The 13,889-nt window shown below is 61.9% G+C and carries 10 protein-coding genes; 3 read left to right on the forward strand and 7 right to left on the reverse strand.

Annotated features, from left to right (window positions below; genetic code table 11):
* Positions 1-119 precede the first annotated feature (119 nt).
* Complete coding sequence (locus ACILSL_RS19050; RefSeq protein ID WP_395733647.1) at positions 120-671, forward strand: D-glycero-alpha-D-manno-heptose-1,7-bisphosphate 7-phosphatase; 552 nt, start codon at positions 120-122, stop codon at positions 669-671.
* A gap of 132 nt (positions 672-803) precedes the next feature.
* Here ACILSL_RS19050 and ACILSL_RS19055 read toward each other — a convergent pair whose 3' ends face one another.
* Positions 804-2,228, reverse strand: coding sequence for an N-acetylmuramoyl-L-alanine amidase (locus ACILSL_RS19055; protein WP_395733648.1), 1,425 nt, complete (start codon positions 2,226-2,228; stop codon positions 804-806).
* 212 nt (positions 2,229-2,440) lie between these two features.
* Between ACILSL_RS19055 and gpmI the strand changes: the two genes are divergently transcribed.
* Together gpmI and ACILSL_RS19065 are read left to right on the forward strand one after the other, a co-directional pair.
* Entirely contained in the window at positions 2,441-3,991 is a 1,551-nt protein-coding gene (gpmI, locus tag ACILSL_RS19060) for a 2,3-bisphosphoglycerate-independent phosphoglycerate mutase (protein WP_395733649.1), read from the forward strand.
* Between the two features lie 130 nt (positions 3,992-4,121).
* Positions 4,122-4,439, forward strand: a complete 318-nt coding sequence (locus ACILSL_RS19065) for a low molecular weight protein tyrosine phosphatase family protein (protein WP_395733650.1) — start codon at positions 4,122-4,124, stop codon at positions 4,437-4,439.
* A gap of 225 nt (positions 4,440-4,664) precedes the next feature.
* Here the strand turns inward: ACILSL_RS19065 and ACILSL_RS19070 are convergent, their stop codons facing one another.
* From ACILSL_RS19070 to ACILSL_RS19095, 6 genes are all read right to left on the reverse strand, one after another.
* A complete protein-coding gene (locus ACILSL_RS19070; RefSeq protein WP_395733651.1) occupies positions 4,665-7,256 on the reverse strand; it encodes a VWA domain-containing protein in 2,592 nt (863 codons plus the stop codon).
* Between the two features lie 261 nt (positions 7,257-7,517).
* A complete protein-coding gene (locus tag ACILSL_RS19075) occupies positions 7,518-8,648 on the reverse strand; it encodes an aminotransferase class V-fold PLP-dependent enzyme (RefSeq protein WP_395733652.1) in 1,131 nt (376 codons plus the stop codon).
* 36 nt (positions 8,649-8,684) lie between these two features.
* Positions 8,685-9,605, reverse strand: a complete 921-nt coding sequence (locus tag ACILSL_RS19080; protein WP_395733653.1) for an alpha/beta hydrolase — start codon at positions 9,603-9,605, stop codon at positions 8,685-8,687.
* A 63-nt stretch (positions 9,606-9,668) separates the two neighbouring features.
* The gene (locus tag ACILSL_RS19085) at positions 9,669-9,977 is read right to left on the reverse strand and encodes a type II toxin-antitoxin system RelE/ParE family toxin (RefSeq protein ID WP_395733654.1); all 309 of its coding nucleotides are present in this window, start codon (positions 9,975-9,977) and stop codon (positions 9,669-9,671) included.
* The gene (locus ACILSL_RS19090; protein ID WP_395733655.1) at positions 9,974-10,186 is read right to left on the reverse strand and encodes a hypothetical protein; all 213 of its coding nucleotides are present in this window, start codon (positions 10,184-10,186) and stop codon (positions 9,974-9,976) included. The genes ACILSL_RS19085 and ACILSL_RS19090 overlap by 4 nt, the downstream gene beginning before the upstream one ends.
* 46 nt (positions 10,187-10,232) lie before the next feature.
* On the reverse strand, positions 10,233-13,754 hold the full coding sequence (locus ACILSL_RS19095; protein ID WP_395733656.1) for a PVC-type heme-binding CxxCH protein: 3,522 nt from the start codon (positions 13,752-13,754) through the stop codon (positions 10,233-10,235).
* Positions 13,755-13,889 lie beyond the last annotated feature (135 nt).

Here is a 13,889-nt window from a genome sequence, read left to right on the forward strand (position 1 = left end):
CAGTCGTTACTTCGGGGTATTCGCTCGCGTGTCTGGCCGGGCGCTGTGCTCATCTCGGCGGAGCGAGATGGCCACTTTGCTGTTTCCCTGACGTGGTGGTGGGGTTATGCATGCAGCTCATGCCCACTGTTTCGCCTTTTCGTCCCGCCGTATTCTTTGACCGCGATGGTGTCGTCAATGTCTCCCCGGGGGACGGGTACGTGCTGCGCTGGGAGGATTTCCACTTTGCGCCGGGCATCATTGAGGCGCTGGCGCTGTGCCGGACGCGGGGTTATGCGACGGTCTTGGTGACGAGCCAGCAGGGGGTGGGCAAGGGACTGATGACGCAGGAGGCTCTGGACGATGTGCATGCGCGCATGCAAAACGAACTGGCTCTGCATGGGGCCGCGCTGGATGGCATCTATGCCTGCACGCATCTTTCGGGCACCTGCACCTGCCGCAAGCCGAGCGCGGAGATGATCTTTCGTGCGCGTGATGAACATGGCATTGATCTGAGCCGTAGCTGGCTCGTTGGAGATCACGATCGGGACATCCAGATGGCCATCAATGCCGGCGTGCCGCGCACGGTGCGGATTTTAAGCCATCATGAGCCGAAGGTGGCTGCGGATTTTACGCTGGCGGAGACGACGGGTCTGGCGGCGCTGCTGCGGGAGAAGCTGCCGCAGGTGTGAGGAGGAACGCTCACATCTCAATCGTCAATCACGCACGCTCACGACGCGTTCTGGACCCGAGGATTGACGATTGTCGAGCAATCGATTTTTGATTTTTGAAGTGCCAAGCGGACACTCGATCAATCGCGGGGCTCAGCGCTTGGCCATCGCCGATTCCAGCGCCTTGCGGTAGTTCAGCACGGCATCGCCGATGGCGGCGGAGACCTGCTGGCGGTAGGTTTCGGAGGCGACGAGCTGGCATTCGGCACCGTTGGTGACGAAGCCGCCTTCAAACAGGATGCCGGGGCGCTTGCAGCCGGTGAGGACGCTCCACTGGGCGCGCTTGATGCCGCGATCAACGAATTTGAAGCGGCTGATGACGCTGGCATGCACGGCGGTGGCGAGGGCGATGTTGGCGGAGTCCTGCTTGTTGCCGGTGACGCCGTTGACGTTGTAACCGCCTCCGCGGCTGATCGTGGCTGCGGCGCTCTGGGGGGTGAGGGCCCAGGTTTCGATGCCGGTGGCAGCGGAACCGCCGGAGTTGAAGTGGAAGCTGAGGAAGATGCTCTTCGGCGTCTGGTTCGCGATGGCCACGCGCCCGCCGAGGGTGATGAAGGTGTCGTTGGCGCGAGTGAGGATCACCTTGAAGCCGCGCTGCATCAGGGCGGCGCGCACGGACATGGCCATCTTCAGCGCGAAGTCTTTCTCATAGCCGTAGATGCCGCGCGCACCGGCGTCATGGCCGCCATGGCCGGCATCGACCACGACGGTGTCGAAGAACTCGGCGTTCTGGATGTGGCTGGGGTAGAGCACGGGGTCGATGAGCTTGCACAGATCGAGGCGTGAGAAGAGCACCTTGCCATTGTACTCCATCACCGGAAAGCTGAGGATGAACTTGATGTTGTTGATCAGCAGCTCCTGCGAGCCGATCTGCGCCTTGAGGATGAGCTTGGAGGAGCCGAGCCAGAAGTGGCTGCCCTGCGTCCGGAAGGTGGTGAAGCCATAGACGGGATTGTAGAAGTTCCGGATGCTCTCCGCCGTCACGTAGTCGCGCCCGCCGATCTTGACGATCTCCCAGCCGCCGTTGGCGGGAAGGACTTCGACAGTCTTGGATTTTTCGGAAGCGGAGGGCTTGTCGTCATCGTCCTCTTTGAACTCGCCCTTCATGGGGGCTTCGTTGTCCTTGGAGACGGATGATTTCGTGACGTCCTTGACGGGCTCTTCCTTGGGTTTGGGAGTCTTTGTTTTCGCGACGGTCTTGGAGGGAGCGGTTTTTTTGCCGATCTCTACTTTCTTGCCGCCGGTCGTGGTGATGATGACGCGGGGTGGTTTGCTGCTCGTGGGCTTCCTGGCCGCTGTCTTTTCCGGTTCTGGCTTTGGCTTGGCAGCCGGCTTTTTCTCAGGTTCGGGCGCAGGAGGGGCGGGCGCTTCGGCTTTGCCGCCGCCGCCGAAGATCTTTTTGAAAAAGCCCGGCTTCTCATCATCTGCATGAGCCACGTCGAACGAGGCCGATGCAAGTGCAAGAGCGAAGGTGGCGACGAGGGCCTTGGGGAGTTGGGAGTGCAATCCGGAAGTCATGATGGGAATGACGGCTATAGCGGAGAAAGGCTGGCCTTTATACCCTGAGACGGCCCGGAGCGCAAACGATCTGACGAGGCAGGGCGGGGGAGGTCAGGATTTGCCAAGAAATGCCCAAGGTGGCCCAAAGGGGGCTGCCTGCCCAGCCGGGCCGCGCGGCTTTGACCCCGCCCTTGACGGAGCCGCTGCTTTGACCCATTGACCCAGTAGCTATGACCAAAAAACCTGTTGTTCTGATTATCCGTGACGGCTGGGGCATCAACCCCGGCGGCAAAGCTCAAGCCGTAGCCAATGGCGATGCCACCCTGCTGGCCCGCACCCCCTTCCACGACCACCTTTATTCCACCTACCCGATGGGGACCGTCAGCGCCAGCGGCGAGGACGTGGGCCTGCCGGACGGCCAGATGGGCAACAGCGAAGTGGGGCACCTGAATCTCGGCGCAGGCCGCGTGGTGTACCAGGACCTGACCCGCATCAACAAATGCATCCGCGATGGCGAGCTGGCGAAGATGCCCGTGCTCGTGGAAGCCTTTGAGAAGGCGAAGGGCAAGCGCCTGCACTTCCTTGGTCTCATCAGCGATGGCGGCGTGCATTCGCACCAGGATCACCTGGCTGCGCTGTGCAATGCCGCGAAGGCCGCTGGCGTGAGCGATTTGATGGTGCATGCCATCACCGATGGCCGCGACACCTCCCCGACCGGTGGTGCCGCCTACATGGCGAAGCTGGAAAAGGACCTGGCACCAAGCGGAGCCAAAATTGCCACCGTCATTGGCCGTTACTATGCCATGGACCGTGACAAGCGCTGGGAGCGCAACAAGCTCGCCTGGGACGCCATCGTCCTTGGTCGTGGTGAAGTCCGCACAGATCTGCCGAGTGCTGCGGTGCAGACGGCGTATCCGAAAGACCCGCGTGGGGATGAGTTCATGCAGCCCATGATCTTCTCCAACGCCAACGAGCAGCGCATCCGCGATGGCGATGTGATTCTGTGGTTCAACTTCCGCGCCGACCGCGCCCGCCAGCTCAGCGATGCGTTTTTGAAGGCGGACTTCAATGGATTTGACCGCGAAGTGACGCCGAAGACGGGCTACTACACCCTCACCGAATACGACGCCACCTACACCGACCTCGGTGCGCGTGTGATCTTTGCGCCTGAGAGCCTGAGCAACAATCTCGGCCAGGTGGTGGCCGCCGCTGGACTGACCCAGCTCCGTGCTGCGGAGACGGAGAAGTACCCGCACGTGACCTTCTTCTTCAACAGCGGTGTGGAAGAGCCGAATCCGGGTGAAGACCGCTACCTTGCCATCAGCCCGAAGGAAGTGCCGACGTATGACAAGAAGCCGCAGATGAGCGCGCCGGATCTCACGTTTGAGGTGATGCGCCGCCTGGAGAGCTACGATCTGGTGATCATGAACTACGCCAACCCCGACATGGTCGGACATACGGGCGTCGTCGAAGCGGGCATCCATGCCTGCGAGACCATCGACCTCGGCGTGCGAATGATCGTGGAGAAGGTGCTGGCGCTCGGCGGCAAGCTCTTCATCACCGCCGACCACGGCAACTGCGAGCTCATGCGCAATCCGGATGGATCCCCCAACACCGCGCACACGACGAACCTCGTTCACGGCATCTACGTCGCCGCAGATGCGAACAGCTACACCGTTGCGAATGGCAAGCTCGCCGACATCGCTCCGACCCTGCTGGACATGCTCGGCGTGAAGCCCTCGGCAGAGATGACGGGGAAGAGCCTGCTGGTGAAGAAGTGATAAGTGATGCAGGCACTCTTGCCTGCACACGAGCTATCCAAAGCATCCGCTGTGGTCTTTGACTTGGCCGCAGCGGAGCGATGGGTGATTCGGATTGCGGGCAGGAGTGCCCGCATCACTTTTCCTGACCATGAACCTTCTCTTCCTCTGCTCCCGCAACCAATGGCGCAGCCCGACGGCGGAGAAGGTGTATCAAAACGATCCGCGTGTGGAGGTGCGCAGTGCGGGGGTTAGTCCTGCGGCACGGTGTCGTGTTTCGGAAAGGCTGCTGCGCTGGGCAGATCTGGTGCTGGTGATGGAGCATGCGCACAAGCAGAGACTGCGTGAGCAGTTTCCGGGACTTGTGCAAGAGCTGCGGATCGAGGTGCTGGATATTTCGGATGATTACCGGTTCATGGATAAGGAGCTGGTGAAGTTGATTCAGGAGCGGGTGGAGCCGTTGCTGTGACTCGGGCATTGAGCATGCTGGCCTTCGTAGTCCTGGTATGAAATGCAGCATGCCGCCCGCCTGGTCGTAGGATGGGTGTGGCGACAGCCCGCCCGTCTGTCAGCGTGTGGAAACGTCTATAATTCGGTGCCTTTCCCAGAGTCGGGCAGTTTGTCGAAGCAGTCTGCGGGTGTTGAAAAAGCGCAGTGCGCCAAACACGCCCAACCTACGAATAAACTTCGTTACTCACGCCGCCTTGCGCATCGGTACCAACTGCCACAAACCCACCACGTGCTCCCAGCGGCGGATGGCGGTGTCGATGAGGAAGATCGTCAGCAGGGAGAGCAGCAGGGTGGGCCAGAGTTCTTCATACTGCACGGCCTTGGTGGTCTCCAGATTGGGCAGGCGTTTGGCGTCGGTGAGGTAATCACCGCCGGTGATGCGCACGGCCTCCTTCAGCAGTTCTTCGTTCACGGTGCCAAGGCTGGCTTCGGTGGAGGGATTGTGGATGAGGCCGGTGGTGACCATCTCGGCACCGAACTGGGCGCGGATGAGATACACGCCGGCCTGCGTGGGTTTGAAGTCTGTGACATAGGTGCCGGGGGCATCCTGCCGCAGCGTCAGCTTTTGCACGGCTTTCAGCGGCGCACCCAGGGCGTCTGCAGCGACGTGAAAGACCTCGGCGGAGACGGTGGCGTTGTTGGCGCGGGTGCCGGCGTCGGCAAGGAGATCGACGCTGATGCGTGCGTCATCGCCTTCCATGCGCGCGGAGAGATCCATGAGGCGGCCCTGTGGAGCGCGGGCGGTTTCACGCAGCACCTGGGACCAGAAACGGCCATAGCCGCTCCAGCGCGCGATCCACAGCGAGGCCCAGCGGCTTTTCGCATCGGAGGTGAAGGCCGTGGCCTTGCCGAGGCCGAAGCGCCAGTGGGCGAGCAGGGGATCTCCGGTCTCGGTGACGAGCGGCACCTGCGCCGAAGTGCGGCGGGTGGTTTTCACGTAGCCGAGAAGCTCGGGCGAATCCCACTTTTCAAACCCGGCGAGGATGGGATCTTTTTCCTTCAGCTCCGGCATGAAGGGCTCCTCACGAATCATGCGGCCGGTGTGCATGAGAGTGTCCTGCGTGAAGATGCGCGTGATGCTGCTGGCATCCATGGTGGAATAGGACTGCCCGCCGCCGCTGGAGGCGATGGCCTGCAGCAGCGCGACGTGCGAGCCTTCGCCGATGGCGACGGTGGAGATGGTGAGGCCTTCGTTGCGGCACTGCGTGGCGAGCTGTTCGTAGCCGGAGCCTGCGGTCTGGCCATCGGTGAGGATGATCATGTGCTTCACGCGGGCCTTCGTGCGCAAGAGTGCCTCGCGCCCGAGCTGAAAGGCAGGCAGCAGATTGGTGCCGCCACCGGAGGCGATGGCGGCGATCTGACCTGACACCGCATTGGTGGAAGTCAGGCGCGTCATGGGGGCGACGACGTGCGCCTCCGAATCAAAGGCCCACACACCGAGCGAGTCGTTGTGCCCCAGCACTTCAGCCGTGGCGATGGCGGCGCTCTTGGCCATCTCGAGTTTTTCACCGGCCATGGAGCCGGAACGGTCCAGCACGATGGCGACGGCGGCGCTTTGCTTTTCCTCCTCGTCGGGTGCCTTGAGCCGCACGGGCAGCACTTCCTCAATGGGGCTGCGATAGTACCCACCGACGCCGAAGGAACCCGGGCCGCCGAGCATGATCAAACCGCCGCCGAGTTTATCGACGTAATCGCGCAGCGCATTCATGAGCGGCTCGCCGAGCTGGTGCGCTGGAACGTCGGAGAGGATGACGCCGTCGTAGCCGCCGAGCATTTCAAAGGTGATGGCGAGATTGCCGGGCTGGCGCATGTCCAGTTCGATGCCTTCCTTCTCCATCGCCTGCATCAGGTAGCGGCCTTCGGCGGCGTCGGATTCGATGTAGAGGAGCCGCAGCCGTCCGCGCACATCCACGATGGCGAGGGCGCTGTCATTGCCCGGCAGCGTGTCGCCAGCGATCCCTTCCAGCACCGCGCGGTATTGGAAGGTGTTGCGTGTGGACGGCGTGCGATTGAAGACGATCTCCTGCGTGGCGCCGGGCTTGAGCGTGACGGGGCGTTTTTCCACCTCGATGCCGTTTTCGTAGAGCTTCAGGGTGCCGGTGCCTGCGATGGTGCTTTCAAAGGCCGCCTTTAAACTCAGACTGGCTCCCTCAAACAACCGTGTGCGATTGGGCGTGAGCGACAGCATGCGTGCATCCGGGCGATTCGGGCCCGCCACGGGCAGCGCGTGCAGTTTGATGCCGGAGACGGCGGCTTCGCGTGCGGCATCCAGCAGGCTGCCGCGTGTTTCATGGCCGTCGCCAATGATGAGGATGTTGCGGCTGGCACCGGGAGGGAACAAAGCCTCCGCGTATTCGACGGCGGCGGCATAGTGGCTGTCTCCGCCGTGTTCCTTTTGCCATGCGGCCTGCATGGCGGGTGTGCTGCCTGCGGGCAGGAGCTCGGGCTGGGAGCCGAGCTGCACGATGAACGAGTCAATCCCGCTGCCGAGACCCGAGCGAACACGGGCGGCTTCAGCGAGGGATTTTTTCAAGCCTTCCTCGCCCATGCTCTGGCTGGCATCGACGATGATGCCGAGCGCCTTGCGCCCTGTCTGCGTCACACGGGCTGGTCCGGCGAGCGCAGCGATGGCAAGCATGACGCCGATGGCGCGGGTGACCAGCAGCAGGCGCTTGCGCAATCCCGTCATGGGATGCGATGAGCGCGATTCGATCCACAGCAGCAGAGCGACTGCGGGCAGGATGAGCAGAAGGAGTTTTGGCGATTCCCAGTCCAAGATCGCGGAGGATAGGCTTGCTGACTCTCAGGGCAAGGGGTGGAGTGACGGCGCGTGAAAAAAAGGCTCTGTGCAGTGCGCCCAGCGCCTGGGAGCGCGGACTTTAGTCCGCAGCACTCCGCCAAAGCGCTGGGTTCTTAATGACGAGTCATCGCACATGACACCGAGGGTCAGCGTGTTTGCGGCATCCAGGGGCGTTTAACACCCTCGGTGTGCTTGCGACCTGCTGCGGACTGAAGTCCGCGCTCCACGGAGCCTGCCTCACATCACGCTGCGCAGCGTGGCCAGCAGCTTCTCGATGTCCTCCGCAGTGGTGTAGCCATGCACGGCGATGCGGATGCGGCCCACCTGATGCATGACGTGGATGTTTTGCGCGAGCAGAGCCTCATTGATGGCGGCGGTGTTGTCGTGCTTGAAGGCGACGATGCCGCTGGAGCAGCCGGGCTGTGCGGCGCTGAGCGCGGTGAGGCCCAGCTCCTTCAATCCGGCATGCACACGGGCGACGAGCGGATCGGCATGCGCGATGATCTTGTCCATGCCCACGGCTTCGAGGTAACGCAGCGAAGCATTCAAGGCATACAAAGCGGCAAAGCTGGGCATGCCGACGGAGAAGCTGAGCGCGCCAGGCTTGATGCGGGCGCTTTCAAAGCGGTCGGCATCGAAGGCGTTCGCGATGTGATACCAGCCACCGGCAGTGGTGGTGAGGCGTGCGGCGGATTTTTTCGGAATGCCGATGACGCCCCCGCCATGGATGCCGAGGGTCCATTTGTGCGTGCTGGAAATCATGATGTCGGCGTCCTGGCAATCAAGCGCGACGCGGCCCAGCGCCTGCGTGACATCCACGGCGATGACGGCCTGCGGCGCGAGCTTGCGGATGATGTCGCGCAGCGGAGCGAAGGGGATGCGGTGGCCGTTGTAGAAACTCACGAGGCTGACCTGCACGAGCGCGGTGCGCTCATTGAGCAGCGCGGCGAGATCGGTGAGGTCCAGGGCACCTTCACGATTTTTCCAGAGGCGTGTGACGGGGCGTGAAGCCTCCGGCGCGGTGATCCAGGGGGTGGCTCCGGCGGGGAAGTCGAGATCGGTGACGATGACTTCGTCCTTGGGTGTGAGCTGCAGCGCGTTGGCGAGGAGGTTGTAGGCCTCGGAGCTGCAGGAGCAGAAGGAGACTTCATCGGTGCTGAGGCCGAGGTGGCGTGCAGTGATCTCGCGGCAGTCTTCCACACGCGGGAAGTGGAAATCGCGCCCGCGCATGCCGAGCGATTTGTGGTACATGTACTCTGCCACGGCCTCATTCACGCAGAGCGGCGGGATGCTCTCGGCGGCGGTGTTGAGGTAATGAATGCCTTTGAGGCTGGGGAAATCGGCGGCGCGGGAGGATTCGGTAAGCATGCGGGGAAGAAACGCCGCTCGCGCCGCTTTTTTCAATCAGTTCTCGTGCTTCAATGAGGGCGCGTTCTCCGGCAGCTTGATCGTGGGTGCGCCCCCGAGGTAGCCGAGGGAGGTGAGGAACTCGTCCATCTTTTTCGCCGTGACTTGCATCCAGGGTTCCTTGTTGAAGAAGCCGTGCGGCATGTCCGCTGCAGACCACATCTCCGCACGGAGGCCGAGCGACTTGGCTTTGGCGACATACTCATCGCCACCGGCTTTGAGCTTGTCGGCGGTGCCGAAGAAGAGAATGGCGGGCGGGGTGTCCTTGGTGACGAAGTTGTTGGGCGTGATGGCCTCCGCCATTTCCAGCGTCATGGGGCCTTCGCCGGTGGCGCGCTGCTTGAAGAGCGTGGCGATGTTCATGGCCGGATTGAAGAGCACCATGGCGTTCGGTTTGGCGGAGATGGATTTGTCGTCTGACTCGGCGTCATAAGCTGAAGTCAGTGCCGTGCAGGCCGCGAGGTGTCCGCCCGCCGAGCCGCCACCTGCGATGATCTTGGTGGGATCGATGCCAAGCTCGGTGGCGTGGCCACGCACCCAGCGGATGGCGCTCTTGGCATCTTCCACCGCTTTGTCCGGCGTGGTCTTGTGGACGTTGAGGATGCGGTAGTCGGCGCTGATGGCGATGATGCCACGACTGGCGAGGTATTCCGCCTGCGGCACGAACTGGAGGTAGGAGCCGCTCTTCCAACCGCCGCCAAAGAAGAACACCGCGCAGGGGCGGAGCACCGCGGCCTGCACTTCTCCCTTGGGCGAGAATACATGCAGCTTCAGCTCGCCCTGCGGCGTGGTTTTATAGACGATGTCCTTGGTCGCGACTTCGATAGCGGTCAGCTTGATCAAAGGCTTGTTCTTGCCGGCCTTCTGGGCGTGCAGCGGCAGGGCGATGGCGAGGAGGACGGGAAGGAGCAGGCGCATGGTGTGGCTGAAACGCCGGGGGAATGGAAAAGTTTCAGGTCAACGGCGCATGGTTGAAGCGCTCTATTCGAAAAGAGGCGGGAGGTTTCGTGCGCCGTGAAGAATGCGCAGGATTTCGATTTCCTCTGTGCCTTCGCGATAGAAAACCAGGTAATTGGGATAGTTGCTTGTGGGAATGAAACGGATGCCGGCGAAACGCGGCGCGCTGAAACGGGGACGAATCCCGAGACCCGGATGTGACCCGAGGATATGGGCTGTTTCAAAGATGGCCGTGCGGACATTGGCCGCCGCATCGGGATTGTCCTCCGAGAGATGGCTGATGATCTCGTCGAGGTCGGTGATGGCGACTGGGTTGAAGGAGACGGCCTTCATGCGTGACGAGCACGCAATTCCGCCAGGGGAACACGACGCCCCGGGTGATCAAGCGCCTCGTCGAGCAGGGACTCGAGTGCTTTGGAAGCACGGTGTCCAAAGGTGGTCTGCACGGCAGCTTCAACGGCTGCATCGATGTTTTCGAAGCTGCCTTGGACAATTTGTTCACGCAGCAGTGCTTCAGCAGGGGCTGTGAGGGTGATCGTCATGGAAGAAGAATATGGGCGAAGCTGCGGCGTGCAAGGAGGGATCTTTCTACCGGAGCGTCTGCAGCCACGCCACGAGATCAGCCAGGCCCTGGGGGTCGATGGCTCCGGCGAGGCCGGGGGGCATGAGGGAGAGTTTGAGTTCTTCCTTCTTGGTGATGCTGGATTTCTTGACGGGGGTGGACGCTCCGCCGGCGATGCGGAGGGTGAGTTCGGTGTCGGTGTCGCTGATGGGATAGCCGGTGAGGGTCTGGCCTTCCTTCGTCGTAATGGTCTGGCCGACGAAGCTGTGCTCGATGGCGGCGCTGGGGTAGAGGATGGCGGTGAAAAGGCCCTCGGCTGAGAGCTTGGCGCCGATCTGTGAGAGATCGGGGCCGAAGTCGATGTACTGGCCTTTGACGCGGTGGCAGGCCACGCAACCGGCCTGCATGAACATCTGCGGACCTTTGGCAGCATCGCCCTTGAGCTTCACGAGTTCGGGCAGCTTGGGGAAGTTTTCCAAACCTTGCGCAGCGGGGAGGGGGAGCGCTGTGGCGGCCTCACTGCGCAGTCCGGCATCGGTGTTGCGGCTGAGGGCGAGGGCGGACTGGTCTTTGAATTCGGCGGGCAGTTTGCCTTCGCTCTGCCACTTGAGGATGGCGCGCCCGCCTTCGCCGCTGAGGGCGAGGGCGTCGATGATGACGTGGCGGACGTCTGCGCGTTTCTCGGGCCAGAAAGCTTGATTGAGGACGGCGACGGAAGCGCGGTCACTGACACGACCGAGTGCGGCGACGAGGGCTTTGGCGGAGGCGGCATCGGCGGTCTTGAGGAAACGCAGCGCGCCATCGCGATTGGCGGCGATGAGGCGTGCGGCATTCACCGACTCCGGCGCATTCGGATTGGCGATGATGAAATCCAGCAGTTCTTTTTCGAAGCCGGTGAGGTTGAGCCGCTCCACGAGAGAGACAAACTCCGCTTTGCCGATGACGGGCTTGAGCAGAGAATCGAGACGCGCCTTGGCCTCGGGATTGGAGGCGATGGTGTTGCGATCAAGAAGCGCGGTGGCGGCGAGGGCGGTGTCTGCGTCGGCTTTGAGGAAGATGGTGAGGGCGGCGGCGGAGACTTCCTTGGGGTGCTTGTAGGAGAGGAGCTGGAGGGCGCGGAGGCAGCGTTGAGGTTGTTTGTGGAAATACTGGGACTGAGGCTCTTTGCTGCTCACAAGCTGTTCTGCGATGATGCCGGGAATTCCGCGGTCACGATACCGCAAGAGGAGTTCTGCTGTGAGCGCATCATCCTCTTGTTTTACAGCATCGCCTATCAAGGCAAGCCGGGACTCTTCCTGTCCTTCATTACTGAGTCCAAGCGCCTCGACAATCCAGCGATCAGAACTGGTGCAGTAGGAGGCAATGCGTGCCCAAAGTGTGCGAGCATCTGCGCTTTGATCAAACCTCAGCGCAATCGCTGCCTCGCGGCGCACGGCGGCGTCCTTGTCTTCCACGACTTTGGCGATGAACTTACGCAGCTTCTCCGGCTGCTTCTGCTGCCAGAGCATGCGGGCGGCGCGGATGGCGGTGATGCGGAGGTTGGGATCGCTATCATGGAGCATCTGTTGGAGTTGCTTTAAAAACAACTCATGGGGCTCTGGCAAGGTTCGCGAGGTGGTGATTTCACTGTCCTTGGCGAAGAGGCTGGCTTGTAACCAGAAAGCTTTCGCGCGGTGTGCTGGTTGTTCGGTATTATCCCGGTAAATTTTAGACAGGCTGGACGATGGACCAAAGCCTGGTTTCTCATGAAGCTTTTGCCATGCAAGATAGCGCTGATCTTCATTCGGTGACTTCAATGCGGCCACGGCTCCTTCTACAGTGTCCAGCTTGAAACTTGGAATCTGAAACTTCAAACTCGTTGGCGTCGTCACACGGAACAACCTCCCGCGCGTCACATCGCCCATGCCATGTCCGCCGACACCGGGGTCGTACCAATCAGCCACAATCAATGAGCCATCGGGCGCGACGGCCACATCGCTGGGGCGGAACCAGCGGTCTTTGGTGCCTTCGATGATGTTGACGATCTCGGCCTTGTAGCCTGCGCCGTCGGGCTGGGTGATGTAAGCGCGCACCACGTTGGGGCCGGCGTCGCAGTGGATGGGCTGGCCGTGGAAGATGCTGGGGAGGAGATCGCCTTCATAGACCTGCATGCCGGTGGGGCTGCCGGCACCGGTTTGCAGCATGTTGGGGATGACGCCGGGATCGTTCTGGTGCCAGTGGCGCAGGGGGATCTCGCTCTCCCAGCCGATGCGCGGGGTCTGCCAGCCGGCGCCGGTCATTTCGTCGGAGTAGCCGTAGTTGCCGAACTCCATGACGTAGTTGATGCGCACGCCCTTGTTGCCGTCGTCGTCGTTGTCGGACTGCCACATCGTGCCGAAGCTATCGACAGCGACTTCCCAGTTGTTGCGGAAGTTCCAGGCGAGCAGCTCGACGTTGCTGCCGTCGAGTTCGCAGCGGAAGACCATGCCCTGCTGGTAGGGACGGTTGTTCTGGTTGGTGCATTTCACGCCGTGGATGTCGGTGATGAGCTTGCCGTCTTTGTCGCAGAGCTGCTTGCCGGCGTTGCCAAAGTTGAAGTAGAGGCGGCCATCGGGGCCGAAGTGGAAGGCGTGGATGCCGTGGTCGTGCTGTGCGCCGCCGATCTTGGTGAACATGAGTTCCTTGCGATCAGCCTTGTCGTCTCCGTTGTCGTCGATGAGCCAGAAGACGTCGTCGCCGCAGGAGATGAGGGCTTTGTTGCCGAGGATGCAGATGCCGTGGGCGCTGTCCACATCGTGGCCCTGATGGAAGACGGTGGATTTGTCCGCCTTGGCATCGCCGTCGGTGTCTTCGAGAATGAGAATGCGGTCGCCTTTGGCACGCTCGCCGAGGTGCTTGCGGTAGTTCACCACCTCGCAGACCCACACACGGCCGCGTGCATCGATGTCGATGCTGGAGGGGCTGGCCATCATGGGCTCGCTGGCAAAGAGCTGCACCTTGAGCTCGGGATGCACATCGAGGGAAGCGACGGCGGTTTCAGGATCGTGAGAGGCGTTGTCGGTGGCGACGATGGGGCCGGGGTTTTCGGTGTAGACGCGGAACTCCACGCTGTCGCCGCCCTGCTTGGTGCCGCCTTCATCGAGTGCGCCCCGGGCTTTGAAACGTTTCGTGCCAGCGGGGAGATTGAAGGCGATGACGCTGTTCGCATGCGTGCCGATGCCGTATTCGATGGATTTGCCCGCGCTGCGGAGCTCGGTGCCACCCGCACTCGCATTCACGCGCACATTGCCCCAGCCGCTCTGGGCGGATTTCCATTCGATCTCGGTCAGTTTTTTCTCACTGCCATCGGCGAGGATGAGGCGTGGCTCGGCCCAGTCCGCCCAGTCGGCGGCGAAGCCATTGCCGCCATCGGTGACGACGAGGAAGAGTTCCTTCGCGCCTGAGAGTGGGACGTTGATTTCGACGCTGTGGTTCGGCGTGGCGGTGGAGATGAGCTTGGACTGAAAGAGCGGCTTTGGCGCGGCGAAGAGCAGCGTTGGGGCGAGAAGAGCGAGCAGGAAGAGTTTCATGCGGTGGAGCGGAGAATACGCCGGAGGCAGGGGGGGACTTCAAGCATCAAAGATCGATGGCTCTTCAATTCTCAATGGCTTCAGGCCGGAGGATTGACGATTGTCGAGCAATCGATTTTTGATTTTAGAAGTATG

It is taken from the genome of Prosthecobacter sp. (genome assembly GCF_044222345.1).
In the GTDB taxonomy this organism is placed as follows: Bacteria; Verrucomicrobiota; Verrucomicrobiia; order Verrucomicrobiales; family Verrucomicrobiaceae; genus Prosthecobacter.

What these genes read in the sequence shown, in the direction of transcription:
- ACILSL_RS19095 (WP_395733656.1), bottom strand. Translation starts at nt 13,754, where the DNA reads ATGAAACTCTTCCTGCTCGCTCTTCTCGCCCCAACGCTGCTCTTCGCC.
- ACILSL_RS19085 (WP_395733654.1), bottom strand. Translation starts at nt 9,977, where the DNA reads ATGAAGGCCGTCTCCTTCAACCCAGTCGCCATCACCGACCTCGACGAG.
- ACILSL_RS19065 (WP_395733650.1), top strand. Translation starts at nt 4,122, where the DNA reads ATGAACCTTCTCTTCCTCTGCTCCCGCAACCAATGGCGCAGCCCGACG.
- ACILSL_RS19080 (WP_395733653.1), bottom strand. Translation starts at nt 9,605, where the DNA reads ATGCGCCTGCTCCTTCCCGTCCTCCTCGCCATCGCCCTGCCGCTGCAC.
- ACILSL_RS19050 (WP_395733647.1), top strand. Translation starts at nt 120, where the DNA reads ATGCCCACTGTTTCGCCTTTTCGTCCCGCCGTATTCTTTGACCGCGAT.
- gpmI (WP_395733649.1), top strand. Translation starts at nt 2,441, where the DNA reads ATGACCAAAAAACCTGTTGTTCTGATTATCCGTGACGGCTGGGGCATC.
- ACILSL_RS19075 (WP_395733652.1), bottom strand. Translation starts at nt 8,648, where the DNA reads ATGCTTACCGAATCCTCCCGCGCCGCCGATTTCCCCAGCCTCAAAGGC.
- ACILSL_RS19090 (WP_395733655.1), bottom strand. Translation starts at nt 10,186, where the DNA reads ATGACGATCACCCTCACAGCCCCTGCTGAAGCACTGCTGCGTGAACAA.
- ACILSL_RS19055 (WP_395733648.1), bottom strand. Translation starts at nt 2,228, where the DNA reads ATGACTTCCGGATTGCACTCCCAACTCCCCAAGGCCCTCGTCGCCACC.